Annotated in this window: 24 protein-coding genes; 15 read left to right on the top strand and 9 right to left on the bottom strand. The window is 72.0% G+C overall.

Features of this window, described 5'->3' with window-relative positions:
* Positions 1-103: 103 nt before the first annotated feature.
* Positions 104-1,081: a TerC/Alx family metal homeostasis membrane protein gene (locus IEZ25_RS17445; protein WP_191200722.1), complete on the top strand. Its 978-nt coding sequence runs from the start codon at positions 104-106 to the stop codon at positions 1,079-1,081.
* Between the two features lie 18 nt (positions 1,082-1,099).
* On the opposite strand, the gene IEZ25_RS17450 is transcribed toward IEZ25_RS17445, so the two are convergent.
* Positions 1,100-1,861 (bottom strand): endo alpha-1,4 polygalactosaminidase, encoded by a 762-nt coding sequence (locus IEZ25_RS17450; protein ID WP_191200723.1) that lies wholly within the window; start codon positions 1,859-1,861, stop codon positions 1,100-1,102.
* Between the two features lie 58 nt (positions 1,862-1,919).
* Positions 1,920-2,414 carry a hypothetical protein gene (locus IEZ25_RS17455; RefSeq protein ID WP_224749187.1) on the bottom strand — a complete coding sequence of 165 codons (495 nt, stop codon included), beginning with the start codon at positions 2,412-2,414 and terminating at the stop codon, positions 1,920-1,922.
* A 295-nt stretch (positions 2,415-2,709) separates the two neighbouring features.
* On the opposite strand from IEZ25_RS17455, the gene IEZ25_RS17460 reads away from it, so the two are divergent.
* The 4 genes from IEZ25_RS17460 to IEZ25_RS17475 all read left to right on the top strand — a co-directional run bounded on the left by IEZ25_RS17460 (position 2,710) and on the right by IEZ25_RS17475 (position 5,642).
* Positions 2,710-3,159 carry a DUF2087 domain-containing protein gene (locus IEZ25_RS17460; RefSeq protein WP_191200725.1) on the top strand — a complete coding sequence of 150 codons (450 nt, stop codon included), beginning with the start codon at positions 2,710-2,712 and terminating at the stop codon, positions 3,157-3,159.
* Positions 3,160-3,176: 17 nt separating this feature from the next.
* The gene (locus IEZ25_RS17465) at positions 3,177-3,530 is read left to right on the top strand and encodes a UBP-type zinc finger domain-containing protein (RefSeq protein ID WP_191200726.1); all 354 of its coding nucleotides are present in this window, start codon (positions 3,177-3,179) and stop codon (positions 3,528-3,530) included.
* Positions 3,531-3,863: 333 nt separating this feature from the next.
* Positions 3,864-4,700, top strand: coding sequence for a glycerophosphodiester phosphodiesterase family protein (locus tag IEZ25_RS17470; RefSeq protein WP_191200727.1), 837 nt, complete (start codon positions 3,864-3,866; stop codon positions 4,698-4,700).
* Positions 4,701-4,709: 9 nt separating this feature from the next.
* The gene (locus IEZ25_RS17475; protein ID WP_191200728.1) at positions 4,710-5,642 is read left to right on the top strand and encodes a DUF5926 family protein; all 933 of its coding nucleotides are present in this window, start codon (positions 4,710-4,712) and stop codon (positions 5,640-5,642) included.
* 156 nt (positions 5,643-5,798) lie between these two features.
* Here IEZ25_RS17475 and IEZ25_RS17480 read toward each other — a convergent pair whose 3' ends face one another.
* The 6 genes from IEZ25_RS17480 to IEZ25_RS17505 form a co-directional block, all read right to left on the bottom strand.
* Positions 5,799-6,836 carry an adenylate/guanylate cyclase domain-containing protein gene (locus tag IEZ25_RS17480; RefSeq protein ID WP_318152300.1) on the bottom strand — a complete coding sequence of 346 codons (1,038 nt, stop codon included), beginning with the start codon at positions 6,834-6,836 and terminating at the stop codon, positions 5,799-5,801.
* 6 nt (positions 6,837-6,842) lie between these two features.
* Positions 6,843-7,217 (bottom strand): cyclic nucleotide-binding domain-containing protein, encoded by a 375-nt coding sequence (locus IEZ25_RS17485; RefSeq protein ID WP_191200729.1) that lies wholly within the window; start codon positions 7,215-7,217, stop codon positions 6,843-6,845.
* Positions 7,218-7,356: 139 nt separating this feature from the next.
* Positions 7,357-8,583 carry an arginine deiminase gene (locus tag IEZ25_RS17490; RefSeq protein ID WP_191200730.1) on the bottom strand — a complete coding sequence of 409 codons (1,227 nt, stop codon included), beginning with the start codon at positions 8,581-8,583 and terminating at the stop codon, positions 7,357-7,359.
* A 299-nt stretch (positions 8,584-8,882) separates the two neighbouring features.
* Entirely contained in the window at positions 8,883-9,809 is a 927-nt protein-coding gene (locus tag IEZ25_RS17495) for a hypothetical protein (RefSeq protein WP_191200731.1), read from the bottom strand.
* 284 nt (positions 9,810-10,093) lie between these two features.
* A complete protein-coding gene (locus IEZ25_RS17500) occupies positions 10,094-11,227 on the bottom strand; it encodes a GNAT family N-acetyltransferase (RefSeq protein WP_318152301.1) in 1,134 nt (377 codons plus the stop codon).
* A gap of 31 nt (positions 11,228-11,258) precedes the next feature.
* A complete protein-coding gene (locus tag IEZ25_RS17505; protein ID WP_191200732.1) occupies positions 11,259-12,104 on the bottom strand; it encodes a prephenate dehydratase in 846 nt (281 codons plus the stop codon).
* A 69-nt stretch (positions 12,105-12,173) separates the two neighbouring features.
* On the opposite strand from IEZ25_RS17505, the gene IEZ25_RS17510 reads away from it, so the two are divergent.
* From IEZ25_RS17510 to IEZ25_RS17540, 7 genes are all read left to right on the top strand, one after another.
* Positions 12,174-12,566, top strand: a complete 393-nt coding sequence (locus IEZ25_RS17510) for a DUF4446 family protein (RefSeq protein WP_191200733.1) — start codon at positions 12,174-12,176, stop codon at positions 12,564-12,566.
* Positions 12,567-12,654: 88 nt separating this feature from the next.
* Positions 12,655-12,747: a potassium-transporting ATPase subunit F gene (locus IEZ25_RS17515; RefSeq protein ID WP_191200734.1), complete on the top strand. Its 93-nt coding sequence runs from the start codon at positions 12,655-12,657 to the stop codon at positions 12,745-12,747.
* Positions 12,744-14,402: a potassium-transporting ATPase subunit KdpA gene (kdpA, locus tag IEZ25_RS17520; RefSeq protein WP_191200735.1), complete on the top strand. Its 1,659-nt coding sequence runs from the start codon at positions 12,744-12,746 to the stop codon at positions 14,400-14,402. Before IEZ25_RS17515 ends, kdpA begins: the two co-directional genes overlap by 4 nt.
* Positions 14,403-14,482: 80 nt before the next feature.
* A complete protein-coding gene (gene kdpB, locus IEZ25_RS17525) occupies positions 14,483-16,405 on the top strand; it encodes a potassium-transporting ATPase subunit KdpB (RefSeq protein WP_425572699.1) in 1,923 nt (640 codons plus the stop codon).
* A gap of 11 nt (positions 16,406-16,416) precedes the next feature.
* Complete coding sequence (kdpC, locus tag IEZ25_RS17530; protein WP_191200737.1) at positions 16,417-17,016, top strand: potassium-transporting ATPase subunit KdpC; 600 nt, start codon at positions 16,417-16,419, stop codon at positions 17,014-17,016.
* 4 nt (positions 17,017-17,020) lie between these two features.
* Positions 17,021-19,507: a DUF4118 domain-containing protein gene (locus IEZ25_RS17535; RefSeq protein ID WP_191200738.1), complete on the top strand. Its 2,487-nt coding sequence runs from the start codon at positions 17,021-17,023 to the stop codon at positions 19,505-19,507.
* Positions 19,504-20,181, top strand: a complete 678-nt coding sequence (locus IEZ25_RS17540; RefSeq protein ID WP_191200739.1) for a response regulator — start codon at positions 19,504-19,506, stop codon at positions 20,179-20,181. Before IEZ25_RS17535 ends, IEZ25_RS17540 begins: the two co-directional genes overlap by 4 nt.
* A gap of 182 nt (positions 20,182-20,363) precedes the next feature.
* On the opposite strand, the gene IEZ25_RS17545 is transcribed toward IEZ25_RS17540, so the two are convergent.
* Positions 20,364-21,938, bottom strand: a complete 1,575-nt coding sequence (locus tag IEZ25_RS17545; RefSeq protein WP_318152302.1) for a YegS/Rv2252/BmrU family lipid kinase — start codon at positions 21,936-21,938, stop codon at positions 20,364-20,366.
* 60 nt (positions 21,939-21,998) lie between these two features.
* Between IEZ25_RS17545 and serS the strand changes: the two genes are divergently transcribed.
* Genes serS through IEZ25_RS17560 form a run of 3 tightly spaced genes read left to right on the top strand, consistent with a single transcriptional unit; the run spans position 21,999 to position 24,899 of the window.
* Positions 21,999-23,264 carry a serine--tRNA ligase gene (serS, locus tag IEZ25_RS17550; RefSeq protein ID WP_191200740.1) on the top strand — a complete coding sequence of 422 codons (1,266 nt, stop codon included), beginning with the start codon at positions 21,999-22,001 and terminating at the stop codon, positions 23,262-23,264.
* Positions 23,261-24,100, top strand: a complete 840-nt coding sequence (locus tag IEZ25_RS17555) for an HAD family hydrolase (protein WP_191200741.1) — start codon at positions 23,261-23,263, stop codon at positions 24,098-24,100. Before serS ends, IEZ25_RS17555 begins: the two co-directional genes overlap by 4 nt.
* Positions 24,093-24,899: a Cof-type HAD-IIB family hydrolase gene (locus IEZ25_RS17560; protein ID WP_191200742.1), complete on the top strand. Its 807-nt coding sequence runs from the start codon at positions 24,093-24,095 to the stop codon at positions 24,897-24,899. Before IEZ25_RS17555 ends, IEZ25_RS17560 begins: the two co-directional genes overlap by 8 nt.
* Positions 24,900-24,904 lie beyond the last annotated feature (5 nt).

Raw genomic sequence — 24,904 nt, forward strand, 5'->3', positions numbered from 1 at the left:
ACGTCCGTCGGTCACTACGGCGCCTCCGCAGGCGCCCCGGCGTACGGCCGGTCCGAGAGGACGGCGGGGGAGACCTCAGGAATTCACGCTCCTGAGGAGACCCATGTCGTCCATCGCGTCACCCACCCTGTGGTTCGTCACCATCGGCGTCGTGATCGCCCTGCTCGCCCTCGACTTCGTCGCCACCCGTCGCCCGCACGAGGTGAAGATGAAGGAGGCCGTGGCCTGGTCGGCGTTCTACGTCGCGCTGCCGCTGGCCTTCGGCCTCTACGTCTGGAGCGCTCACGGCGGTGACCGAGGCCTGGAGTACTACACCGGCTACCTCGTCGAGAAGACGCTCAGCGTCGACAACCTCTTCGTCTTCATGCTGCTGCTCGCGGCGTTCGCGGTGCCCGAGGTGCTCAAGCAGCGGGTGCTGCTCTACGGCATCATCGGCGCGCTGGTCCTGCGCGGCATCTTCATCGCCCTCGGCGCCGCCGCGCTGTCCCGCTTCGACTGGGTCTTCCTGATCTTCGGCGGCGTGCTGCTGCTCACCGGCCTCAAGCTCCTGCGCGACGCCGTGCGGGGCGAGGAGCACGAGGTCGAGGTCTCCGAGATGCGCATCGTGAAGCTGATGAAGCGCTTCATGCCCGTCAGCGACGACTACGACGGCCCGCGCTTCACGGTCGTGAAGCAGGGCGTGCGGATGCTGACGCCCTTCGCGCTGGTGACCGCCGCCGTGTTCGCCACCGACATCGTCTTCGCGGTCGACTCGGTGCCCGCGGTCTACGGCATCACCGGCGACCCCTACCTCGTCTTCGTGACCAACGCGTTCGCCCTGCTCGGCCTGCGCGCGCTCTACTTCGTCCTCGAGGGCGCCCTGAGCGCGCTCGTCCACCTGAGCTACGGCCTCGCCGCGATCCTGGGCTTCATCGGGTTCAAGCTGGTGCTCCACTGGGCGCACCTGGTGTGGCCCTCGATCCCCGACGTGCCGACCCTCGCCTCGCTGTTCGTGATCGTCGGCATCCTCGCCATCACGATCACGACCAGCCTCATCGCCAGCAAGCGCACGAAGTCGCGCGAGACGGAGGCCGTCGGCTGACCCCGGCGCGGCCCGGCCTCAGCACCAGCGGCGTACGCCGTCGGGGCTGAGGTCGAGGTCGCGGAGCACCACGGCCAGCTGCTCGCCGTAGGCCCGGCAGGTCTTCGCGAAGTCACGGGCGCGGTACTCGATGACGAGGACCTGCTCGCCGTAGTGGTCGACGTAGGACCCGCACTCGTCGTAGCGCCCGCACTGCTCGGAGACGGCGAAGTCGAAGCCGGCCCTCGTCCCGTCCCACTCGGACCAGTTCTTCTGACCGGCGGCGAGGCCGGCGTCGTGGGCCTGCGCGACGAGCAGCTGGGCGAACGCCTTGGCGTGGCGGGCCTTCACCAGGCCGCGGCTGCGCGAGAACGAGTCGAGGTTGTCGTACTCCACCGCGTCGAAGCCGTTGCGGGCGCACCCGGCGGTCCAGCGGCCGACGATGCTCGCGAGCCTCGCACGCTTGCTCGGCGTGCGGATGTCGAGGAGCCACTCGCCCCACGCCTCGTCCTCGACGAGTCGCCCCCGGGCGTCCTGGAGCAACAGGTCGCGGTGCGTGCGCCAGAAGCGCTTGGCGTCGGGCTGGGTCTGGAAGCCGTTGACGTAGCAGATGTTGTAGACCCCGGTCGCGGGCTCGGCCGTGCGGTCGCGCACGACGATCCCGACGTTGTCCGGGACGTAGGCGGGGCCGCCGAGCTGGTAGTCGAGGTCGGTGCCGGTCGGCAGCGGGGCCGGGTCAGCGGCGTACGACGGCGCCGCCAGCGCGGTCAGGCACAGCAGCGTCGCGAGGAGGGTGCGCATGGCGCGAGCCTAGGCGGCAGGGATCGCGCGACCCTCCTCGACCGACGCCGCCCGGACGTCAGCAGCCGCCGCAGGAGTAGTAGGTGATGTCCCAGTGGCTGCCCTCGCGGGCGTACACGTTGCCCGACGGCGCGGTGTAGAGCGCCGCACCGTCGCCTCGGGTGCCCGAGTAGGAGTAGGTGCTGGTGATGAAGCTCGACACGCAGGTCGTGGGGCGGATGTCGACCTTGTAGCCGTTCCAGTGGCTGTAGGTGCCACCGGCGTGGCCGGTCTCGGTGGCGCCGGTGATGGTGATGGCGCAGCCGCTGGCCCCCTTGAAGGTGATGATCCCGCTGACCGTCTCCTGGTTGATCTGGTCGTAGGACGTGCACGTCCCGACGTTGCGGTCCGTGCAGCCGCCGGTCGAGACGCGAGTGATGCCGGCCGCGGTGAGCTGGCTGTCGGCCTGCGCGTCGCTCAGCTTGGTGACCGCCTGGGAGGGGCTCGCGAGGCCGACGACGACGACGATCGTGGCGATGAGGAGGGACAGGATCCTGCTGGTGGTGCGGTGCATGGGCATCACTCCGTGGTCGTGACGAGACCCCCGATGGCCTCGTCGCTGCCTCCACCCGACCCGATCGGGCGCGACGGGTCAACTCCCGTGCGGTGAACGCGAATCGACTCGCGCCGGGCTGTGAGTCTCTGGGAGACTCACGTCCGAGGGCGCTGTCCAACGCCCAGCCCGACGCAGCGGCCCCAGTCCGTGCGAGGTGGCGAAGGGGAGCAGATCCTCGGACGTCACACCCACACATCGATGACGCCCGCTGCAGCGGCGTACTGGGGACGCGGCGCAGTCGAAGGTGATCACGATGACCAGGAACAGTGACTTCAAGCAGGTCGTGCGCGCTCGCATGGCCGCGACCGGCGAGGGCTACACCGCCGCACGCGCCGCGCTCCACCGGGAGGCGTACGACGCCGCGCGGGCCGAGCAGGAACGGCTCGTCGGGCGGCTGTTCACCGACGGACGCATCGAGCGCGTGCCCGCGAGGCGGAAGGTGCGCGCCGCGGTGCTGCTGGAGGTGCTGAGCCGCTTCGAGCCGGGGCGGGACTACTCCGAGAAGGAGGTCAACGAGGTGCTCCTCGGTGTGCACGAGGACTTCGCCTACCTCCGCCGCGAGCTGGTCAACTACCACTACCTCGAGCGGGAGGACGGCCGCTACCGCACCGCTGCGCACGCACCGGAGCGCTCCGCGACCCAGCGCCAGGAGATCCCGGCGTGGGAGAGCCACTGGCTGGAGGGGTTCCTCACCGGGGCGTGACGGGGCAGTCTGGAGCCATGACAGCCACGACTCCCGAAGGCATCGTCCCCGAGGTCGCCCCGTCCGGTCCGGGCTGCGTGGAGTGCGACGCCGCCGAGGGCTGGTGGGTGCACCTGCGCCGCTGCGCCCAGTGCGGTCACGTCGGGTGCTGCGACAGCAGCCCGGGCCAGCACGCGACCGCGCACTTCGAGGCGACCGGCCACCCGGTCATGCAGAGCTACGAGCCGGGTGAGGACTGGTTCTGGGACTTCGGCCGGCAGGTCGGCCTCACGGGCCCGCGACTCGCCGACCCTCAGAGCCACCCCGACACCCAGCCGGTCCCCGGCCCGGCGGGCAGGGTGCCGTCGGACTGGCAGGACCAGGTGCACTGATCCCGCCCAGCAGGCGCTGAGCGCTCAGCATCCCAGCGCCCCGACCGGTGCGGTCCGTCCGGCGGCGGCGCCGGCGACCGTGCGTCTCGTGGGCAGTGTGCAAGTGGTCAAGACCATCCCCGTCCCGCGCAGCTCCCCCGGCGTACCCCCACGCCGACGAACAGGTGCTGCGTCCCGGCGAGACTAGCCATGACTCCGCGGCCGTGTCGTTGAGACGTCAAGGAATCCGTGGAAACGGTTCGAAAGTAGGACGCTTTCCGTGGTCGCCGTCTAGACCAGCGGCACCGGGTGCCGACCCTGTGCCGGCGGTCCTCGACGTGTCATGCTCTGCGCATGCGTCGTACGCCGCGCATCCGCCGCGCTGCCACCCGCGGGAGCACTGCGTCCGTGTCGCGACCGCAGGTCGTCGCCCACCGAGGTGCCAGCCACGAGAACCCCGAGCACACGCTCGCCGCCTACGTGAAGGCGCTCGACGAGGGCGCCGAGGCGCTCGAGTGCGACGTGCGGCTCACGGCCGACGGGCACCTGGTGTGCGTGCACGATCGCGACCTGCGACGCACCGCCTCCACCGCCGGGCTGGTGTCCACCACGAGCCTGGCCGAGCTGGACGAGCTGGACTTCGCGTCCTGGAAGAGCCCGTGGTCCGAGCTCGACGACGAGGCGCCCGAGCGCGACCCCGACCACGGCAAGGTGCTGACGCTGCGCAAGCTGCTGGAGACGGTCGCCGACTACGACCGGCACGTCGAGCTCGCGATCGAGACAAAGCACCCGACGAGGTTCGGCGGTCTCGTCGAGCGGCGCCTCGTCGAGACACTGGGCGACTTCGGCTGGGACCGTGCGGGCTCGCCGGCTCGGGTGATGAGCTTCTCGCTGAACGCCGTGCACCGGCTGCGGCGCCTCGCCCCCGACCTCGACGTGGTGATGCTGGTCGACAAGGCGCACCACTGGCCCGTCCTGCGACCGCTGGTCGACGACGACTGGATCATCGGGCCGGGCATCCAGGAGCTGCGCGCGCATCCGGGTCTGGGCCGCCACCTGGTGAAGGCCGGGCGTGAGGTGCACGTGTGGACGGTCAACACGGCCGAGGACCTGCAGATCTGCCTCGACCTCGGTGTCACCGCGGTCATCAGCGACCGACCGGGATACATCCTGGAGCTGCTCGGCCGATAGGTTCTGGGAATGGCCAAGAAGTCCCGCAACCGCGCCCCGTCCGCTCCCGCTGCTCCCGGCGAGGTCGGTCCCCGTCAGCCCTGCCCGTGCGGATCGGGCAAGCGCTACAAGGCGTGCCACGGCGCGGCCGGCGGCGCCGCGCCGACCTTCGTGGCCCGGCCCTTCGAGGGCATGCCCGACGAGTGCGACGTCATCGCGCTGCGCGAGCTGGTCCCGGCTGCGACCGCACCGCTGACCCTCAAGGAGGGCGAGCGCGCCGTCCGGCTCGCCACCCTGCTCCCGGGCGCCGCGCCCGCCATGGTGCGCGACTCCGGCGACATCTGGCTCGGCCTCCAGGTGCAGCACTCCTACGGCAACCCGGCGCGCGACCTCGGCGCCGTGCTCGAGGCCGCGCTGGCGACCGAGGAACCCGGCATCGTCGGCCTGATGAGCGATCCGGGCGACGGCCCGAGCCTCCAGGACCTCATCGCCGACACCTCGCTCGACATCACCGTCCACGACGGCTTCGAGTACTGGATCGACGACATCCCCGAGCGCGACGCCAGCATGGAGGCGGCGCTCGAGCAGGCCAACGGCGGCGTGATGCCGACCAGCCGGCTGTCCTCCGTCGAGGCGGCGTACTGGACCGACGTCGCCACCAAGGAGCACCTGCGCTGGGTGATGCCGCACCCCGAGGACGAGCTGCTCGACGCGCTCGCTCGCCTGCACGCCGCCGGGCAGGACTCGGTGGCCGAGGGCTCGCGACTGGTGGGGATGTTCCGGGCGCACGGACTGCTCGCCCCGGTGTGGGACCTGCCGCTCGGCACCGGCGCCGAGGTGCTCGAGGGACCGGCCGCGACCTTCGCCGCCGCCCTCGAGGACGCACTGCGTGGGGGCGACCTCACGGCCGCCGAGCGGTCCGCCCGGGCCGGACTCGCCAACCGGCAGGTGACGATCCGGTAAGAAGCGGTCTACCGCTCCTCCAAGAGTCGAACACAACCGGGCCAACAGTTGTGCGGGCGCTCGCGAGCGGAGTAGATTCACCTCTCGCCCGGTCGTTGTCGTTTCCCCCGTCGACAACGACCGGGCTTTCACATTTCCGCGGTCCGGGGACCCCGCTCACCCGTCATTCCGTGGTGGGCGCACGCGCCACGCCTCCAGGTGGGTGAAACCCTTCGCCGGGAGGCGACGGACCCGGTGCCAGCGCCATCCGGCAGCCTCGGCCCCGCCCGGATCCGCGTCGTGCGCCGCCAGCGCCTCGTGGACCCCCGCGTCGACCAGCACGCTGCCGGGCCGAGCGGCCGACGTCAGGCGTGAGGCGGCGTTGACGGTGGTCCCGAACACGTCTCCGAGGCGTCGTACGACGGCTCCGTGCGCGATGCCCGCCCGGACGGCGGGGAAGGGGTCGTCCGCGTCCTCGCCGCGGGCCGTGAGTGCCATCGCGACCGTGACCGCGGCGGCCGGGTCGGCGACCGTGAAGAGCACCTCGTCGCCGATGGTCTTGATGACCTGCCCGCCGTGGTCGACGACGAGGGCCGCGGTGTCCTGCTCGAAGCCGTCGACCCACGCGACGAGCTCGGTGCCGTCGAGTCCGCGGCTGTGGGTGGTGTAGCCGACGATGTCCACGAAGCAGACCGACAGCTGCGTCTCGGCGGCGGTGAGCACTCCTTCGTCCTCGAGCAGGTGCTGGGCGGCGTCGGCGAGGTGGCGGCGCCAGACGTAGGTCTGGAGCTCCTCGACCCGTGGCAGCACGTCGCCGGCGAGGTCGGTCAGCGCCGTGGCAGGCTCCCCGACGTCTGAGACGAGACCGGCCAGCAGGCTGGTCTGCCACTCCGCGAGCCGGGCATAGCTGCGCGCCCAGGTCCGCACCAGGGCGGCCTGCGACTCCGGTGACCAGATGCCCATGCCGACCAGCTCGGAGGTCAGCCGCAGGGCGGCGACGTCGCCCTCGGTGAAGGCGACGTCGTCGTCGCTGTGGTGCGGGAAGCCGAGCTGGTGCCAGAGCGTGACCGCCACGTCGAGCGGTACGCCGGCGCGCTCGGCGACCTGGACCCGCGTCAGGTGGGGCAGCTCGCCGATCAGCAGGGCCGCCAGCTCGCGCGCCACGTCGGGCGGCGCGTCCCGCGCTCCCTCCCCGCCGTCACCCGGGGCGTCCACGAGGGCTCAGCCCCGGTCGACCCGGGCCGCGGCCGCCGCACGCAGGGCGTCGCCGAAGGCGGGCACCTGGTCGACGAGCTCGGTCAGGCGCTCGCTGGTGAAGTGCACGACCCGCAGCGGCGTCAGCGCGACCACGGTCGCCGAGCGCAGCGTCCGGTTGACGATCGCGGCCTCGCCCACGACCGAGCCGGGGCCGAGGGTGGCGACCTCGACGCCGCCCTTGCGCACCGACACCTCGCCCTCGGTGATGAGGTAGGCCTTGTCCGCGGGCGTCGACTCGGCGATGGGCGACCACCCCTGCGGCAAGGTCAGCGCCCGGCCGGAGGCGAGGACGCGCTCGGCGTCGGCCGGGCTCAGGGCGTCCAGGATGGATTCAGTCATGACCCGTCAACGAATCACGGCCGGCGACGTGACGGCAGCTCGGTCAACAGTCGTGCACTGAGTCGCGGATCGCCCGCTCGAGCGGTGCTCCGGGGGTGCTTCCGGCCGTGCGGAGCCCCTCGCGCTCCGCTGCCGGACCTCAGTCGGCGTGGAGCGGCTCGCGCGCGACCGGGCAGCTCATGCAGCGCGGCCCCCCGCGACCCGAGCCCAGCTCGGACCCGGCGATCCGGACGACCTCGATGCCGGCGTCCTCGAGCCGGTCGTTGGTCTCGTCGTTGCGCTCGTAGGCGACCGCCACGCGCGGGGCGAGGGCGAGGGTGTTGTTGCCGTCGTCCCACTGCTCGCGCTCGGCGGTCACGGGGTCCAGGCCCGTGTCGATCTGGTGGAGGGTGTCGATCTGCATCGCCTTGGCCGCCGCGACCAGGAACGGCTCGGAGCCGCTGACGTCGAGCTCGAGGTCGGCCTCGTCGGCACCCGCGCTGCGCATCGTGACCGTCACCGCGCGCAGCGTGTCGGCGACGTTGGGATACATGACGACCTTGTCGACGTCGACCATCGTGCAGACCGTGTCGAGGTGCATCGTCGCGCGCTCCTGCGCGATCGGCACGGCCAGGACGGTGTGCGCCAGGCCCGCGTGGAAGACCTGGCGGGCCAGCCGCTCCACGCCCGCGGGCGTCGTACGCTCCCCGACGCCGACCGCGATCACGCCGGGAGCGAGCAGCAGGACGTCGCCGCCCTCGACGTGCTCGTTGTGCCAGCCGTGGATCTTGCGGGTGCCGGCGAAGCGCGGGTGCTCGGTGTAGATCAGCTCGGTCAGCTGGGTCTCGCGCTTGCGCGCCGGCATCGCCAGGCTGGTGACGGCCACCCGGTCGCGCACCCACACGCTCGAGTCGCGCGTGAAGAGGAGGTTGGGCAGCGGGTCGACGAGGAAGTCGTGCGGGTCGAGCAGGCTGGTGACCAGGCCGTGCCCGCCCTTGACCTCGTCGTTGCGGATGCCCGCGGTGAGGACGTCGGTGAGCTCGGCCGGCGCCAGGTCCCTGAGGGCCGAGGCGAGGTAGCGGCGCATGGTGTCGCCGAGGTGCAGGCCCGAGAGCGCGCTGGTGATCGCATGGTTGCGGGCCAGCTCGCTGTCGAGGGTCTCGGTGAGCAGCTCGGTGAGGTAGAGGACCTCCACCCCGCGGCCCCGCAGCGTGTCGGCGAAGGCGTCGTGCTCCTCCTGCGCCCGGCTCACCCACGGGATGCCGTCGAAGAGGAGGCGGTCGTTGTTGCGGGGCGTGAGCCGCTTCAGCTCGTTGCCGGGCCGGTGGAGCATGACGGTGGCCAGGCGGCCGACCTCGCTGTCCGCGCCGTGGGGGGTCTGTGCCATGGCTCGGACTCTATCTCCGGCGGGCCGATCCACACGTGTCCGAGAAGTGGTCCTCTGGTGGCGCCCGGTCCCGCGTTCGTACACGTGTCCGTGGAGTTGACCTCGAGACCCGCGGTTGGGGGCGACATCTCGGACACGTGTCCGCCGGTCCGCGCGGAACTCGCCGCCCTCACCTCGAGGTCGTACACGTGTCCGCGAGCGTGCCCCGAGGGCAGCGCGTCGGGGGCAAGATCTCGGACACGTGTGGGGTGTGGCGACGGAACCGACCAGGCGAGCGCTGACCGCGCTGCGTACGACGATCAGGCGGCGGCGGCGAACCCGGGAAAGTGCGGCCGCCAGTCGTCGCCCAGCCGCCGAGGGACACCCGGCAGACCGCGGGCGAGCAGCACGCGATGGACGCGGCGCAGCGTACGGAGGGGGTCGCGGTAGATGCCGGAGCTGATCACCACGATCAAACGCCACTCGTCATCGTCGATGTCGGCGTGGCGCTCGAGGTCCTTCTCCCAGTTCTCGACGATCTCCACGTGGATCCTGCCGTCGAACTCCACCGCCGTCTTGGCCGCGGGGTAGCAGAGGTCGTAGCGGCGGACGACCTCGCCGTCCGCGTCGCGTACGACGAGGTTGACCACCGGCTCGGGGAACCCGGCCAGGACGAGCAGCATCCGGAGCCGCGTCTCCATCGGTGAGTCGACGTCGCGACGGACGTAGTGGGCGGCCGCGAGGGCCTTGCGCGCGTCCTTGTGCCTGCTCCGCTCGCACGCCTTCACCAGCTGCTCCGGCACCACCCCGCGGCGGCGGACCAGCCAGTCACCCACCACGACGAGGTCGACGAGGCTCAACAGCCCGCTGAGCTCGATGAACATCGCCACATCACCGGAGACGCGGACTCCTCGCTCGATCACGACGCCCTGCGGATCGCCGACGTGGCAGCGGACGCCCCTGTGGTGGCGCCGCAGCTTCTGGTGCCAGACGCTGACGTGCTCGTCGGCGATGGTCGGGATCGGCGCCCCCTTCACCCGGGCAGCCGACGCATGGCTCGCCCACGCCTCTGCGCACTGAAGCGCCAGCGCGCCCCTGACCCGCTGCAGCGGGGTGGGTGGCGTCGTCGCCGACACGAGGACGTTGCGAAACAGCCGTCGGTAGCCAGGACCGCGCAGCACCTTGTCGGTCAGTCCGGCTTCGAGTCCGTCGGCGCGGAGGAACGGCTGCGTCGGGTCGAAGGTCATGCCGAGATGGTGCCCAGATCGGTTCCTCCCGTGCTGCCGTCCTCCACAGGCCCGCCCGTCGCCGTACACGTGTCCGCGATATTGACCTCGGTACCCGGATCCAGGGGCAACATCTCGGACACGTGTGGGCTCGGGGCCGGCGGGGGCGACATCTCGGACACGTGTGGGGCTCGGGGCCGGCGGGGGCAACATCTCGGACACGTGTGGGGCTCGACGCCAGCGCGGGCGACATCTCGGACACGTGTGGGAGCCGAGGGCTCGGGGCGGAGGTGCGGGTACGACGCTCAGGCCTGCGCCGCGCGCCACTCCTCGGCGAGGAGGGCGTACTCGTAGGAGTCGGTCCAGCGGCCCTTCGACCAGAAGTCGCCGAGCCGGTGGACCTCGCGGCGCATGCCGAGGCGCTCGCAGAGGGCGGCGGAGCGCTCGTTGCGGGCGTCGAGGTTGGCCACGACCCGGCGCAGGCCGTAGTGCTCGAAGCCCAGCCGGATCAGCGCCGCGGCGGCCTCGGTGGCGTAGCCGCGACCGCCGTGCTGGGGCAGCATCGTCCAGCCGATCTCCGCCTCGCTCAGGCCGGTACCCTGGAGGTGGAGCATCACGTCGCCCACCACCTCGCCGTCGTGGACGACCGCGAGCCCGACGACCTCGCCCGAGCCCGGCGTCGTCCGGCGGCGCATCATCTCGACGACCTCGGCCCGGTTCATCGGGCGGGTCAGGAGCATGCTCGTCCAGGCCTCGTCCGCCCAGGCCTCGACGAAGGCCTCGCCGTCCTCGGACTCGAACGGCCGCAGCACCAGGCGCTCGGTCGTGAGAGGCCAGATCGGCGGCACCGGGGTGAGGAACTCCTCGCGCGGACGGTCGACCCAGGTCTGGCGGGTCGTCGGGCCGCCGAAGCGGAGCCGGTCGTACGCGGTCATCGGCAGCAGCAGCGAGTCGAGCCCGGGCACCGCGATCACGCCGTCGACCGCCTCACCGAGCATCCCGCGCGCGACCGGGTCGTGCGGGTCGTGACGGAGCCGGTCGACCGCTGCGGCGGCCTCGGCGACGCGCTCGGTCTTCTGCTTGATGCGGAACGGGTTCACCTCGCGCAGGCACACGTACTGCCCCGAGAGGTAGGCCGACCACTCCTGCTCGCCGGTGTCGGGGTCGTCCTCCCAGAAGGCGACGAACCAGTCGTGCAGGTGCTCGACACCTCCGGCGATCTCGGCGAGCCCGCCATGGTCGGCGGGCACCATCGGCGTGCCGTCGGAGAGGACGTACGACGGCAGCGGCAGGCGGCGCTCGAGCATCAGCGACAGCGCCTCGGGCGTCGCGGCGACGAAGTGCTCGCGGACGTAGGCGTCGTCGTCGGGGGTCATCGGATGGTCTCCGTTGACGGCGACGAAGCGGTCGCGGATGGACGTGTGGATGTCGTCTGCCACCTGACCGATAGTGCCAGCGACGCGCAAGGGGTTATGCGCCGCGGAACGAGTCGGCGGGGTAGACGCCGAGCACCTTGACCTCGGTGGTGAAGAACGCGAGCTCCTCGAGCGCGTTGCGCACGTCGGGGTCGTCGGGGTGGCCGTCGACCTCGGCGAGGAACTGGGTCGCGGTGAAGTGGCCACCGACCATGTAGCTCTCGAGCTTGGTCATGTTCACCCCGTTGGTGGCGAAGCCGCCGAGCGCCTTGTAGAGGGCGGCCGGCAGGTTGCGCACGTTGAAGATGAAGGTCGTGACGACCGGGCCGCTGCCGGAGGGCGCCTGCTCGAAGTCGCGGGAGAGCACCACGAAGCGGGTGGTGTTGTGGTCCTCGTCCTCGACGTCGGCCCGCAGCACCTGGAGGCCGTAGATCTCCGCCGCGAGCGGGGGCGCGATCGCAGCCTGGGTCGGGTCGCCGCTCTCGGCCACCTCGCGCGCCGCACCCGCGGTGTCGCCGGCCACCACCGGGGTGAGGCCGAGCTCGCGGATCACGCCGCGGCACTGCCCGAGGGCGTGCACGTGGCTGTGCACGGTGCGCAGGGAGTCCACACTCGCCTCCGGGAGCGCCATCAGCGAGAACTGGATCCGCAGGAAGCGCTCGCCGACGATCTTGAGCGACGACGTCGGCAGGAAGTGGTGGATGTCGGCGACCCGGCCCGCGATCGAGTTGTCGATCGGGATCATCGCGAGGTCGGCGTCACCGTTCTCGACCGCGGCGAAGGCGTGCTCGAACGACGCGCACGGCAGCGGCTCCCAGTCGGGGTAGGCCTGCTGGCAGACCAGGTGGGAGTTGGCCCCGGGCTCGCCCTGGTAGGCGATCCGGCGCGGGGTGGAGGTCACGCCGGAGAGTCTGTCACCACCGGCCGTGTCCGACCGGCCGTGACCAGTCGCCGAACATAGGGTCGCCTCATGCTCGATGTGGTCGCCGTCGTCCTCGCCGCCCTGGCCTGCGTGCTCGCCGGCCTCGCCCTGCGACGTACGACGTCGCGCCGCACCGGCGACGACGTCGACGCGCTGCCCGAGGACGTGCACGGTCTCCGCCAGGAGGTCGCCGCGCTCAAGGCCGAGAACCGCGACGCGCTGCGGCACCTCTCGGTGGTGCGCTACGACGCCTTCGGCGACGTGGGCGGCCACCTCAGCTGGAGCCTGGCGCTGCTCGACGACGCCGGCCACGGGGTCGTGCTGACCTCGATCCACGGCCGCAGCGAGGCCCGCACCTATGCCAAGTCCATCGCCTCCTGGTCGTGCGAGCAGCAGCTCTCGCCAGAGGAGGACGAGGCGATCGAGCACGCCCGCCCCTGAGCGGCGGCGGCGACAAACGGGCGTCAAGGCCCGCTAAGACGGCGTCAAGACCGGGCCGGGCGGCCGAGAGCGGGCTGAGGCTGGGGGCATGTCCCTCTCCAGCAGCCTGCTCGTGGTCGCGGTGGTCGTCCTCGCGCTCTACGTCCTCGCGGCCCTCGTCTTCCCGGAGCGCTTCGAGTGAGCGACGCGACCTCCGGCCTCCTGACCATCGCCGTCCTCGTGGCGCTGCTCGCGGCGGCGTACGTCCCGCTCGGTGACTACATGGCGCGCGTGCTCACCAGCACCCGTCACCTCCGCGTCGAGCGCACCGTCTACCGCCTGACCGGTGTCGACCCGGCCGCCGAGCAGGGCGCGCGCTCGTACGCCACCAGCGTGGTCGGCTTCAGCCTCGTCAGCGTGGTCGTCCTGATGGCGATCCTGCTCGGCCAGGCCCACCTGCCGATGAGCCGCGACCTGCCCGGCATGCCGTGGTGGATGTCGTTCAACACCGCGGTCTCCTTCGTCACCAACACCAACTGGCAGTCGTACGCCGGCGAGTCGACGCTCGGGTTCGCCGCGCAGATGGCGGGACTGGCCGTCCAGAACTTCCTCTCCGCGGCCGTCGGCATCGCCGTGGCGGTGGCCCTCCTCCGGGGTTTCACGAAGTCGCGCAGCGGCACGCTCGGCAACTTCTGGGTCGACCTGACCCGCGCGACCGTGCGGATCCTGCTGCCGCTGGCGTTCGTCGCCGCGCTGCTGCTCGTGCTCGGCGGCGTCGTGCAGAGCTTCACCGACACGACGATCACCACGCTCGCCGGGCACTCGCAGGTGCTCACCGGCGGGCCGGTCGCGAGCCAGGAGTCGATCAAGGAGCTCGGCAACAACGGCGGTGGGTTCTTCAACGCCAACTCCGCGCACCCCTTCGAGAACCCGACCGCGCTGACCAACCTCCTCCAGGTCTTCCTGATCCTGGTGCTGCCCGTCGCGCTGACCCGCACGCTCGGCACGATGCTCGGCAACCGCCGCCAGGGCCTCGCCGTGCTCTCGGTGATGGGCCTGCTCTGGTCGGTCTCGCTGGCCGTGACCACCTGGGCCGAGGTCGGCGGGCACTCCGCCGCCGCCCGGGCCGCGGGCGCCGCGATGGAGGGCAAGGAGACCCGCTTCGGCGAGTGGGCGTCGGCGCTCTTCGCGGTCGCCACCACCGGGACGTCGACGGGTGCGGTCAACGCCTCCCACGACTCGCTCACCCCGGCGGGCGGCGGCGCGGTGCTGGTCAACATGATGCTGGGCGAGGTCGTGCCCGGCGGCGTCGGCGCCGGCCTCTACGGCATCCTCGTGATGGCGATCCTGACGGTCTTCGTCGCCGGCCTGATGGTCGGGCGCACCCCCGAGCTGCTCGGCAAGAAGATCAGCGCGCGCCAGATGACGTACGTCGCCCTCTACACGCTGACCACCCCGGCGCTCGTCCTCGTCGGCACCGGCGCCGCCATCGCGCGCGGCAGCACCGCCGACGCGATGGGCAACCCGGGCGGCCACGGCTTCAGCGAGGTGCTCTACGCCTACACCTCGGCGGCCAACAACAACGGCAGCGCCTTCGGCGGGATCACGGTGACCTCCGACTTCTTCCAGCTCACCCTCGGGCTCGCGATGCTGCTCGGGCGGCTGGTGCCGATCGTGCTGGTCCTGCTGCTCGCGGGCTCGCTGGCCGCGCAGGGCAAGGTGCCCGTCACCGCCGGCACCCTCCCCACCCACACCCCCCTCTTCGTCGGGATGCTGGTCGCCGTCCTCGTGGTGATGACCGGCCTCACCTACTTCCCGGCGCTCGCCCTCGGACCGATCGCAGAGGCCCTGACATGAATCTCCTCTCCCAGGCCGGGCACCAGCTCCCCGACGCCTTCCGCAAGCTCGATCCCCGCCACCTGTGGCGCGCGCCGGTGATGTTCCTGGTGCTCCTCGGCTCGGTCGCGACCACGGTCGCCGCGGTCGGCGACCCCAGCGTCTTCACCATCTCGATCGCCGCCTGGCTCTGGCTCACGGTGCTCTTCGGCAACCTCGCCGAGGCCGTCGCCGAGGGCCGCGGCAAGGCGCAGGCCGCCTCGCTGCGCGCCACCCGCACCGACACCGTCGCCCGGCGCCTCGCCCCCGATGGCACCGAGACCGAGGTCGCGGCCACCCAGCTGAAGGTGGGCGACCGCGTGGTCGTCGAGGCCGGCGAGGTCGTCCCGGGTGACGGCGACATCGTCGAGGGCATCGCCTCGGTCGACGAGTCGGCCATCACCGGTGAGTCGGCGCCCGTCATCCGGGAGGCCGGCGGCGACCGGTCGGCGGTGACGGGCGGCACGCGCGTGCTGAGCGACCGCATCGTCGTACGCATCACGGCGGCAGCGGGCGACACCTTCCTCGACAAGATGATCGCGCTCGTCGAGGGCACCTCGCGGCGCAAGACGCCCAACGAGATCGCGCTCTCGATCCTGCTCGCCAGCCTGACCCTCGTCTTCCTGGCCGCGGTCGCGACGCTGGCGCCGATGGCGACGTACGCCGGTGCGCCGCAGGACCTCGTCGTCCTGGTCGCGCTGCTGGTCTGCCTGATCCCCACGACCATCGGCGCGCTGCTCTCCGCGATCGGCATCGCCGGCATGGACCGGCTGGTGCGGGTCAACGTGCTCGCCATGTCGGGGCGCGCGGTCGAGGCGGCCGGCGACGTCAGCACCCTGCTGCTCGACAAGACCGGCACGATCACCTACGGCAACCGGCAGGCCAGCCGCTTCGTCGCCGCCCCCGGCGTGAGCGAGGAGGAGCTGCGCGACACCGCGCGGCTCGCCAGCCTCGCCGACCAGACCCCCGAGGGGAGGTCGGTCGTCGAGCTCGCCCTCACGCAGGGGGCCGACGACCGCCTCCTCCCGGCCGGGGCGACCTTTGTCGAGTTCACCGCGCAGACCCGGATGTCCGGCGTCGACCTCGCCGACGGCACCCAGGTGCGCAAGGGCGCAGGCTCCGCCGTCGCCCAGTGGCTCGGCATCGACCAGCCCCCGGAGGTCCGGGACGTCGTCGAGGAGGTCTCCCGCGAGGGAGGTACGCCGCTGGTGATCGGCCGCACCGACGCCTCGGGGTCCGGCGCCGTGCTGGGGGTGATCCACCTGAAGGACGTGGTCAAGGACGGCATGGTCGCGCGCTTCGCCGAGCTGCGCGCGATGGGAATCCGCACGGTCATGATCACCGGCGACAACGCCCTCACGGCCCAGGCGATCGCCGCCGAGGCCGGGGTCGACGACTTCCTCGCCGAGGCGACGCCCGAGGACAAGATGGCCTACATCCGCCGCGAGCAGGAGGGCGGCCGGCTGGTCGCCATGACCGGCGACGGCACCAACGACGCCCCCGCGCTGGCCGCCGCCGACGTCGGCGTGGCGATGAACAGCGGCACCGCCGCCGCGAAGGAGGCCGGCAACATGGTCGACCTCGACTCCGACCCGACGAAGCTCATCGACGTGGTCGAGATCGGCAAGCAGCTGCTCATCACCCGCGGTGCGCTGACGACGTTCTCGATCGCCAACGACGTCGCGAAGTACTTCGCGATCATCCCGGCGATGTTCGTCACCGCCTACCCCTCGCTCGACCGGCTCAACGTGATGGGCCTGTCGTCTCCGGAGTCGGCGATCCTCTCCGCCGTCGTCTTCAACGCCCTGGTGATCGTGGCGCTGATCCCCCTCGCGCTGCGCGGCGTGCGCTTCCGCGCCGCGTCGGCGACGTCGGTGCTGCGTCGCAACATCCTCGTCTTCGGGGTCGGCGGCCTCGTGGTCCCGTTCGTCGGGATCAAGCTCGTCGACCTCATCGTCTCGACCCTCCCCGGGCTGGGTTCCTAGAAAGGCATGCCATGACCCACCTCCTCTCCGACCTCGCCCGCCAGTCGCTGGCCGCCCTGCGGCTGCTGGTCGTCATGACCGTCGTGCTCGGCGTCGGCTACCCGGCCGCGGTCTGGGCCGCCGGCCAGGTCGTCGCGGACCGTGCGGACGGCCAGCCCGTACGTCTCGACGGACACGTCGTCGGATCACGGCTGATCGGCCAGCAGTTCGACGGCGACCAGTGGTTCCACGGGCGGCCGTCGCCGAACGACTACGACACCCTCGCCTCCGCGCCCAGCAACCTCGGGCCCAGCAACCCCGACCTGCTGGCTGGGATCGAGGAGCGGCGCAGCGAGGTCGCCGCGCGTGAGGGCGTCGCACCTGCCGACGTGCCGCCCGACGCGCTGACGGCGTCCGGCTCGGGCCTCGACCCCGACATCTCGCCGGCGTACGCCCGGATCCAGGTCGCCCGGGTCGCGCGGGCCAACGGGCTGCCGGTCGCCGAGGTCGCGCGGCTGGTCACCGCCCACACCGACGGCCGGAGCCTCGGCTTCCTGGGCGAGCCGACCGTCGACGTGCTCGGGCTGAACCTCGCGATCGCGACCACCGTCGCCGACCGGGGTGGAGACTGAGCCCGTGGAGAGAGGACCGCTGCGCGTCTACCTGGGTGCGGCCCCCGGGGTGGGCAAGACCTTCGCCATGCTCGACGAGGGTCATCGCCGCCTCGAGCGCGGCACCGACCTCGTCGTGGGCTACGTCGAGACGCACGGCCGCGCACGGACCGCCCAGGCCGTCGAGGGGCTCGAGGTCGTGCCGCGGCGGCGGCTCGAGCACCGGGGCACCCAGCAGGAGGAGATGGACCTCGAGGCGATCCTCGCGCGCCGGCCCGAGGTCGTGCTGGTCGACGAGCTCGCGCACACCAACCTCCCCGGCGGCATGGCCGACCACGACAAGCGGTGGCAGGACGTCGAGGTGCTGCGCGACGCGGGCATCGAGGTGGTCACGACGGTGAACATCCAGCACCTCGAGTCGCTCAACGACGTGACCGAGCAGGTCACCGGCGTCCGGCAGCGCGAGACCGTGCCCGACCACGTGGTGCGCTCGGCCGACCAGATCGAGCTGGTCGACATGAGCCCGCAGTCGCTGCGGCGCCGGATGGCGCACGGCAACGTCTACGCCGCCGACAAGATCGACGCGGCCCTCTCGCGCTACTTCCGCGAGGGCAACCTCACCGCGCTCCGCGAGCTGGCGCTGCTCTGGCTGGCCGACCGTGTCGACGAGGGCCTCGAGCGCTATCGCGAGCAGCACGACATCGAGGCCACGTGGGCCACACGCGAGCGCATCGTCGTGCCCGTCAGCGGTGGGGCGGAGTCCTCGACCCTGATGCGGCGCGCGGCGCGGATCGCCAGCCGTCGGTCGGGCGGCGAGTGGCAGGCGCTGTACGTCACCCGGCAGGACGGGCTGCGCGGCATCGCGCCCGACGACCTGACCGCGCTCGCCGCGAAGGCCGAGGAGCTCGGCGGCAGCTTCCACACCGTCGTCGGCGACGACCCGGCCGACGCGGTGCTCGCCTTCGCCCGCGCGGAGAACGCCACCCAGGTCGTCATCGGCGCCAGCCGGCGCAGCCGCGTCTCGACCGTGCTGCGCCCCGGTGTGGGGGAGCGGGTCGTCGCCGGGTCGGGCGACATCGACGTGCACATCGTGTCCCACGACTACGCCCGGTCCTCCGAGCGCCGACCCGAGGTCGACAACCTCGGTGCCCGGCGTCGGGTCGCCGGGCTCGTCTTCGGCCTCGTGGTGCCGGCGGCACTGACCGCGGCGCTCGACGCCACGAAGGACCTCCACGGCCTGCCGATCGAGGCGATGTCGCTGATGCTGGTCGTGGTCGCGACCGCACTGGTCGGCGGACTCGCGCCGGCGGTGCTGTCGGCGCTGGTGAGCGCGGTGCTGCTCAACTACTTCTTCACCCCGCCGATCCACACGCTGACCGTCGCCGAGCCGGAGAACGTCGTCACGATCGCGATCTTCGTCGCCGTCGGCATCGCGGTCGCGACGGTCGTCGACAACGCTGCGCGCCGGACGGCCGAGGCGCGCGCCGCCCGGCGGGAGGCCGACGCGCTGACGGTGCTGGCCCACAGCCTGTTGACCTCCAGCGACGACCTTCCCGGGTTGCTGGCGTCGGCCTGCCGGCTCTTCGACGCCGACGGCGCCGCGGTGCTGCGCGGCTCGTCGGACGGGGACGTCGTCGTGGCGAGCTGCGGCTCCCCGCCGGCGTCGGTCGAGCGGGCCGACATGGCCGCGGCGATCGACGACCGCTCGACGCTCGTGCTGACCGGCGCCACCCTGCCGGCTCACCAGCGGGGCCTGCTCAACGCCTACGCCGCCTACGCCAAGGTGATGGAGGAACGCCGGCGCGCCACCTCCGCCGAGGTCGAGCGGCTCCGGCTGGTCGACGTCGACCGCACCCGCACCGCCCTGCTGCAGGCGGTCTCCCACGACCTCCGCAACCCGCTGGCCGCGGTCAAGGTGTCGGTCGACAGCCTGCGCAGCACCGATGTCGTCTTCTCCGACGAGGACCGCGACGCGCTGCTGGCGACGATCGAGGAGTCGACCGACCGGCTGACGGCGCTGGTGACCAACCTGCTCGACATGAGCCGGATCAGCACCGGGTCGGTCAGCGTCGTGCTGCGCGAGGTCGGGCTGGCCGACGCCGTGCGCACCAGCATCGCGCCGCTCGACGGCGGCTCGCGCATCGAGGTCGACGTGGATCCCTCGCTCTCCGTGATGGCCGACGCGGGGCTGCTCGACCGGGTGCTGGCCAACATCTGCGAGAACGCCCTCAAGTACACCCCCGCCTCGGCCGGCGTCCGCGTGGACGCGGTCGCCGCCGGCCAGCGGGTCGTCGTACGTCTCGCGGACTCGGGACCCGGCGTGGCCGACCAGGACCGGGACCGGTTGTTCGCGCCGTTCCAGCGGTTCGGCGACGTGCCGCAGCAGGACGGCGTCGGGCTCGGCCTGGCCGTCGCGCGCGGGTTGACCGAGGCGATGGGTGGCACGATCGCGACCGAGGAGACGCCCGGTGGCGGGCTCACGTTCGTGCTGGAGCTGGAGGCGGTCTCGTGACCTTCGTCCTGGTGGTCGACGACGACCCCGCGATGCGACGCACGCTGTCGATCAACCTCCGTGCCCGCGACTACGACGTGGAGACCGCCGGCGACGGACGCTCCGCGCTGCAGGTGGTCGACGAGCGGATGCCCGACGTGGTGCTGCTCGACCTCGGCCTGCCCGACCTCGACGGGATCGCGGTGCTGACCCAGCTGCGGTCGTTCACCGAGGTCCCGGTGATCGTGGTGTCGGCGCGCACCGAGTCCGACGACAAGGTCGAGGCGCTCGACCTCGGCGCCGACGACTACATCACCAAGCCGTTCTCGATCGAGGAGCTGCTCGCCCGGATCCGGGTCACCACCCGGCGCGCCGGTCGCGAGGAGCCCGACCTCGTCGTCGAGGCCGACGGCCTGCGGCTCGACCTCACCGACTCGCGGGCCTGGCGCGACGGGGTGGAGGTGCACCTGACGCCGACCGAGTGGCGGATCGTCGACGTCCTCGCGCGTCGCCGCGGCCGCCTGGTCCGCCAGGCCGAGCTGCTGCGCGAGGTGTGGGGTCCGGCGTACGACACCCAGACGAACTACCTCCGGGTCCACATGGCCGGCATCCGGCGCAAGCTCGAGCGCGACCCCGGGCGTCCGGTGCTGTTCCTGACCGAGCCCGGGATGGGCTACCGCTTCGCCGCCGGCTGACGCGCGCGGCTCGCCCGGCCGGCCGCCACCTCGGACCTGAGGGTGGCGGCGTACGACATCCCGCGGCCTCGTTCCGATGTCGTGCGCCGCCAGGGTCGGGGTGGGCAGTGTCGTACGCCGCCAGGGTCGGGGTGGGCAGTGTCGTACGCCGCCAGGGTCGGGCCAGGCGCGACCGCGAGGCGTCAGCGCGGGACGCGGACCAGCAGCCGCCCGTGGATGCACTCCATCCAGAGCTCGCGCCCCTCGCCGATGGAGTCGCCGTCGAGCTGGCGCGGGGTGTCGGAGGTGGCCTTGATCCGGACCCGGGAGCCCGTGCGCCGGTCGATGAGCTCGTCGGTCGCCGAGCTCTTGCGGAGCACCCGGACCGCGAGCGGGATCCAGGACAGGAACTGGCGCGGGTGGAGGATCACCACGTCGAGCACGCCGTCGTCGATCGCGGCGTCGGGCAGCAGCGGCATGCCGGCCTGGAGGAAGCCGACGTTGCCGACGACGACCGTGCGGGCCCGGTGGACGGTGGGCTCCTGGTCGTCGATCTGGATCTCGATCCGCACCGCCGGGAACATCAGCGACCGCAGCGCCGAGACGACGTAGGCGACCCAGCCGATCTTCTTCTTGATGTCCTCGTTGACGCCCTCCATGATCGCGGCGTCGAAGCCCATGCCCGCCATCACCATGAAGTGGGTGTCCTCGATGCCGTCGCCGCCGACCTCGACGAGGTCGATCGCGCGGTCCTGGCCGTTGAGGGCGACGTCGATGGCCGAGCGCAGGTAGAGCGGGATGTCGAGGTTGCGGGCCAGGAGGTTGCCGGTGCCGGCGGGGATGATGCCGACCGGGATGCCGGTGCCGGCGAGCTCGGCGCAGACCTCGCGCACGGTGCCGTCCCCGCCGCAGACCATCACCAGGTCGGCGCCCGAGACGGCGGCCTGCTCGGCCATGCCGGTCCCCGGGTCCTCTACCGTCGTGTACTGCCAGGTCGGCTCGGACCAGCCCGACTCCTTGGCCATCGCGCCGACGATCGAGCGGAACTGTCCGACGTCCTCGACCTTGACCGGGTTGAGGATCACCGCCAGGCGGCGCTCGGAGGCGTACACCTCCGGCAGCGGGTCGGCCTTGGCCGCCGTCGAGCGCGGTCGCGGGTCGATGAAGGCGAGGGCCACGAAGAAGAGGGTCAGCGCGAGCAGGGTGCCGCCGATGACGTCCGTGGGGTAGTGCCGCCCGAGCAGGAGCCGGTCGAAGCACACGAGCAGCCACCAGGCCACCACCAGCGTGATGCCGAGCCGGCGCAGGCTGGCGCGGCGCACGAAGAGCACCAGCAGCATGACCAGCACCGCGGAGTACGCCGCCACGGCCGAGGCGTGGCCGGACGGGAAGCTGTAGTTCTCGTGCAGGCCCAGGGTGTCCTGCCAGCTCGGCCGGTCGCGCCCCAGCCACAGCTTGGTGCCCGACGTGGCCAAGGCGGTCGAGCTCATCACGACGACGGTGAGCAGCGCCGCCCAGCGGTGCCGGCGTACGAGCAGCACGAGGGCGAGCAGGACGGTGAGGACCGTCATCCCGATGGTCCCGAAGGCGACCTCGATGACCCGCAGCGCGTCGATGAGCACGGAGTAGTCCTCCGACCACTCCCGCAGGGACTTGCCCTCGGTGTCGAGGGCCTGGAGCGGCGCCCGCTCGCGGGTGACCAGGATCGCGAGCACGCCGAACAGCACGAAGGCGATGGCAGCCCAGGTGAGGCAGCGGTTCCGAGAGGCGGGGGTCACCTGCGAAGTATGCCCAAAGGCGGTTCCTTCTCCCCATCTCCCGGCCGATAGCCTCTGTGCATGATCGACCCTCGCCTGCTCCGTGACGACCCCGACCGCGTGCGTGCCGCCCAGGCCAAGCGCGGGCTGTCCGACGACGTGGTGGACCGGGCGCTGGCGGCGGACTCCGCGCGCCGGCAGGCGATCGCCGACTTCGAGGCCAAGCGGGCCGAGCAGAAGGCCAGCGGTGCCCGGGTCGCCAAGGCACAGGGCGAGGAGAAGCAGGCCCTGCTCGCGCAGGTCAAGGAGCTCGCCGCCGGGGTGAAGGAGGCCGAGGCCGCGCGCAACGCCGCCGAGGCCGAGTGGGACGAGGCGATCCGGGCGATCCCCAACCCGGCCGCCGACGAGGCACCCGCCGGTGGCGAGGACGACTTCGTCGTGCTGGAGACCATCGGCACCAAGCCGGAGTTCGACTTCGAGCCGCGCGACCACGTCGAGCTCGGTGCGATGCTCGGTGCCTTCGACCTCGAGCGCGGCGCCAAGGTGAGTGGCTCGCGCTTCTACTTCTACACCGGCATCGGCGCCCGGCTGCACCGCGCGCTGGTCAACATGGCCATGGACATGGCCCACGCCAACGGCTTCACCGAGGTCGTCGCGCCCGCCCTGGTGAAGAGCCGGGCGATGGAGGGCACCGGGTTCCTCGGCCAGGCCGCCGACGACGTCTACCGGATCGAGGGCCAGGACCTCTACCTCGTCGGCACCTCGGAGGTGCCCCTCGCGGCCTACCACTCCGACGAGATCCTCGACGGCGCCCAGCTGCCGCTGCGCTACGCCGCCTTCAGCTCGTGCTTCCGCAAGGAGGCCGGCTCGCACGGCAAGGACACCCGCGGCATCTTCCGGGTGCACTGGTTCGACAAGGTCGAGATGTTCGTCTACACGACCGTCGAGGAGTCCTACGCCGAGCACCAGCGCCTGCTGGCCTGGGAGAAGGAGTTCATGGACGCCCTCGAGCTGCACTACCGCGTGATCGACGTCGCCGCCGGCGACCTCGGCACCTCGGCGCAGCGCAAGTTCGACTGCGAGGCCTGGATCGCCTCGCAGGGCCGCTTCCGCGAGCTGACCTCGACGTCCAACTGCACCGACTTCCAGAGCCGTCGCCTCGACATCCGCACCCGCGGCGAGTCGGGCACGGTCAACGTCGCCACCCTCAACGGCACGCTCTGCTCGACCAACCGGCCGATGATCGCGCTGCTCGAGACCCACCAGAACGAGGACGGCTCGGTCACCGTGCCCCAGGCACTGCGGCCCTACCTCGGTGGCCTCGAGCTCATCAAGCCGCTCGCATGACGGACTGGACACCGAAGGTGGTCGCGCTCGACATCGACGGCACCCTGCTCAAGTGGGTCGACGGCCAGACCGAGGACTACGAGACCATCACCGCGCCGGTCTACGACGCGATCCACCGCGCGCTCGACGCCGGCGCGCACATCGTGCTCTCCAGCGGTCGCTCGCCGCACGGCATGACCCGCATCGCCGACCTGCTGGACCTCCCGCGCGAGGAGGCCGACCGGCTCTGGATCGTCGCCTCCAACGGCGCGGTGGTCTTCCGCTACCCGCCGATCGACGTCGTCCACGAGGAGACCTTCGACGCCGCTCCCGCCGTCGCCGCCGTGCTGGAGCACCACCCCCGCGCGCTCGTCGCGGTGGAGGAGCGGGGCGTCGGCGGCTACCGGGTCAACCGCGTCTTCCCCGAGGGCGAGCTCTCCGGCGAGCAGCTGATCACCGAGGTCGACGACATCGTCGGCCAGCCGGTCAGCCGGGTCATCATCCGCGATCCCGAGGCCACCGCAGACGACTTCATCGAGCTCGCCTCGCGGCTGGGCCTCCACGGCACCGACTACGTCGTCGGCTGGACAGCGTGGATGGACCTCTCCCCGGTCGGGGTGTCGAAGGCCTCCGGCCTCCAGCACGTCTGCGACGCGATCGGCGGCCTCACCGCGGCCGACGTGCTCGCGATCGGCGACGGCCGCAACGACATCGAGATGCTCCAGTGGGCCGGTCGCGGGGTGGCCATGGGCCAGGCCGTCGACGAGGTGAAGGCGGCCGCGGACTTCGTGACCGACTCCGTCGTCGACGAGGGCGCCGCCATCGAGATGTCGCGGTGGTTCCCGCCTGATGCCTGACGAGCCGCGCCTCGTCGCGACCGACCTCGACGGCACCCTGCTCGACTCCGGGGGCCGGGTCTCCGAGCGCACCCGCGCCGTGCTCGACGAGCTCGACGCGCGCGGCGTGCCCGTCGTCTTCACCACCGGGCGCCCGATCCGCTGGATGGTCGACCTCTGGGACGCCGTCGGCGGCCACGGGCTGGCGATCTGCAGCAACGGCGGCGTCGTGTACGACGTCGCGGCGCAGCAGGTGCGCGACTACAGCGCGGTGCCGCGCGAGGTCGGCATGCAGGTCGCCGAGCGGGTGCGTGCTGCGATCCCGGGCACCACCTTCGCCGTCGAGCACACCTCGGGCTGGGCGAGCGAGACCGCCTTCCCGCGACACCCGGACGACCAGGAGTCGGTCCAGGGACGGTGGGAGTCGATCTGGGCCGACGACGTCGTCAAGGTGCTCGCGGTCCACCCCGACCTCGACGCGGAGAACTTCTGGAAGCGCGTCGACGACGCCGTCGGAGACCTCGTCACCACCACCTGGTCCTCGACGTTCGCCCTCGTCGAGATCAGCGCCGCAGGCGTCACGAAGGCCACGACGCTGGCCACCGTCGCCGCCGAGATGGGGCTCGGGCCCGAGCACGTCGTCGCCTTCGGCGACATGCCCAACGACCTCCCGATGCTCGAGTGGGCTGGCGCGTCCTACGCGATGGCCAACGCGCACCCGTCGGTGCGCGACCTCGCCGACCACGTCGCGCCGGCCAACGACGAGGACGGCGTCGCGGTCGTGCTGAGCGAGCTGTTCGACCTCGCGTCGCTAGGCTGATCGCC

The organism is Nocardioides hwasunensis (genome assembly GCF_014779665.1).
Classification (GTDB): domain Bacteria; phylum Actinomycetota; class Actinomycetes; order Propionibacteriales; family Nocardioidaceae; genus Nocardioides; species Nocardioides hwasunensis.

Excerpts from the sequence above, each read along its gene's own strand:
- IEZ25_RS17450 (WP_191200723.1), bottom strand. The coding sequence starts at position 1,861 with ATGCGCACCCTCCTCGCGACGCTGCTGTGCCTGACCGCGCTGGCGGCG.
- IEZ25_RS17515 (WP_191200734.1), top strand. The coding sequence starts at position 12,655 with ATGTCCCTCTCCAGCAGCCTGCTCGTGGTCGCGGTGGTCGTCCTCGCG.
- IEZ25_RS17510 (WP_191200733.1), top strand. The coding sequence starts at position 12,174 with ATGCTCGATGTGGTCGCCGTCGTCCTCGCCGCCCTGGCCTGCGTGCTC.
- serS (WP_191200740.1), top strand. The coding sequence starts at position 21,999 with ATGATCGACCCTCGCCTGCTCCGTGACGACCCCGACCGCGTGCGTGCC.
- IEZ25_RS17490 (WP_191200730.1), bottom strand. The coding sequence starts at position 8,583 with ATGGCACAGACCCCCCACGGCGCGGACAGCGAGGTCGGCCGCCTGGCC.
- IEZ25_RS17560 (WP_191200742.1), top strand. The coding sequence starts at position 24,093 with ATGCCTGACGAGCCGCGCCTCGTCGCGACCGACCTCGACGGCACCCTG.
- IEZ25_RS17555 (WP_191200741.1), top strand. The coding sequence starts at position 23,261 with ATGACGGACTGGACACCGAAGGTGGTCGCGCTCGACATCGACGGCACC.
- IEZ25_RS17465 (WP_191200726.1), top strand. The coding sequence starts at position 3,177 with ATGACAGCCACGACTCCCGAAGGCATCGTCCCCGAGGTCGCCCCGTCC.
- kdpC (WP_191200737.1), top strand. The coding sequence starts at position 16,417 with ATGACCCACCTCCTCTCCGACCTCGCCCGCCAGTCGCTGGCCGCCCTG.
- IEZ25_RS17495 (WP_191200731.1), bottom strand. The coding sequence starts at position 9,809 with ATGACCTTCGACCCGACGCAGCCGTTCCTCCGCGCCGACGGACTCGAA.
- IEZ25_RS17475 (WP_191200728.1), top strand. The coding sequence starts at position 4,710 with ATGGCCAAGAAGTCCCGCAACCGCGCCCCGTCCGCTCCCGCTGCTCCC.
- IEZ25_RS17485 (WP_191200729.1), bottom strand. The coding sequence starts at position 7,217 with ATGACTGAATCCATCCTGGACGCCCTGAGCCCGGCCGACGCCGAGCGC.
- IEZ25_RS17445 (WP_191200722.1), top strand. The coding sequence starts at position 104 with ATGTCGTCCATCGCGTCACCCACCCTGTGGTTCGTCACCATCGGCGTC.
- IEZ25_RS17455 (WP_224749187.1), bottom strand. The coding sequence starts at position 2,414 with ATGCACCGCACCACCAGCAGGATCCTGTCCCTCCTCATCGCCACGATC.
- IEZ25_RS17470 (WP_191200727.1), top strand. The coding sequence starts at position 3,864 with ATGCGTCGTACGCCGCGCATCCGCCGCGCTGCCACCCGCGGGAGCACT.
- IEZ25_RS17460 (WP_191200725.1), top strand. The coding sequence starts at position 2,710 with ATGACCAGGAACAGTGACTTCAAGCAGGTCGTGCGCGCTCGCATGGCC.
- kdpB (WP_425572699.1), top strand. The coding sequence starts at position 14,483 with ATGTTCCTGGTGCTCCTCGGCTCGGTCGCGACCACGGTCGCCGCGGTC.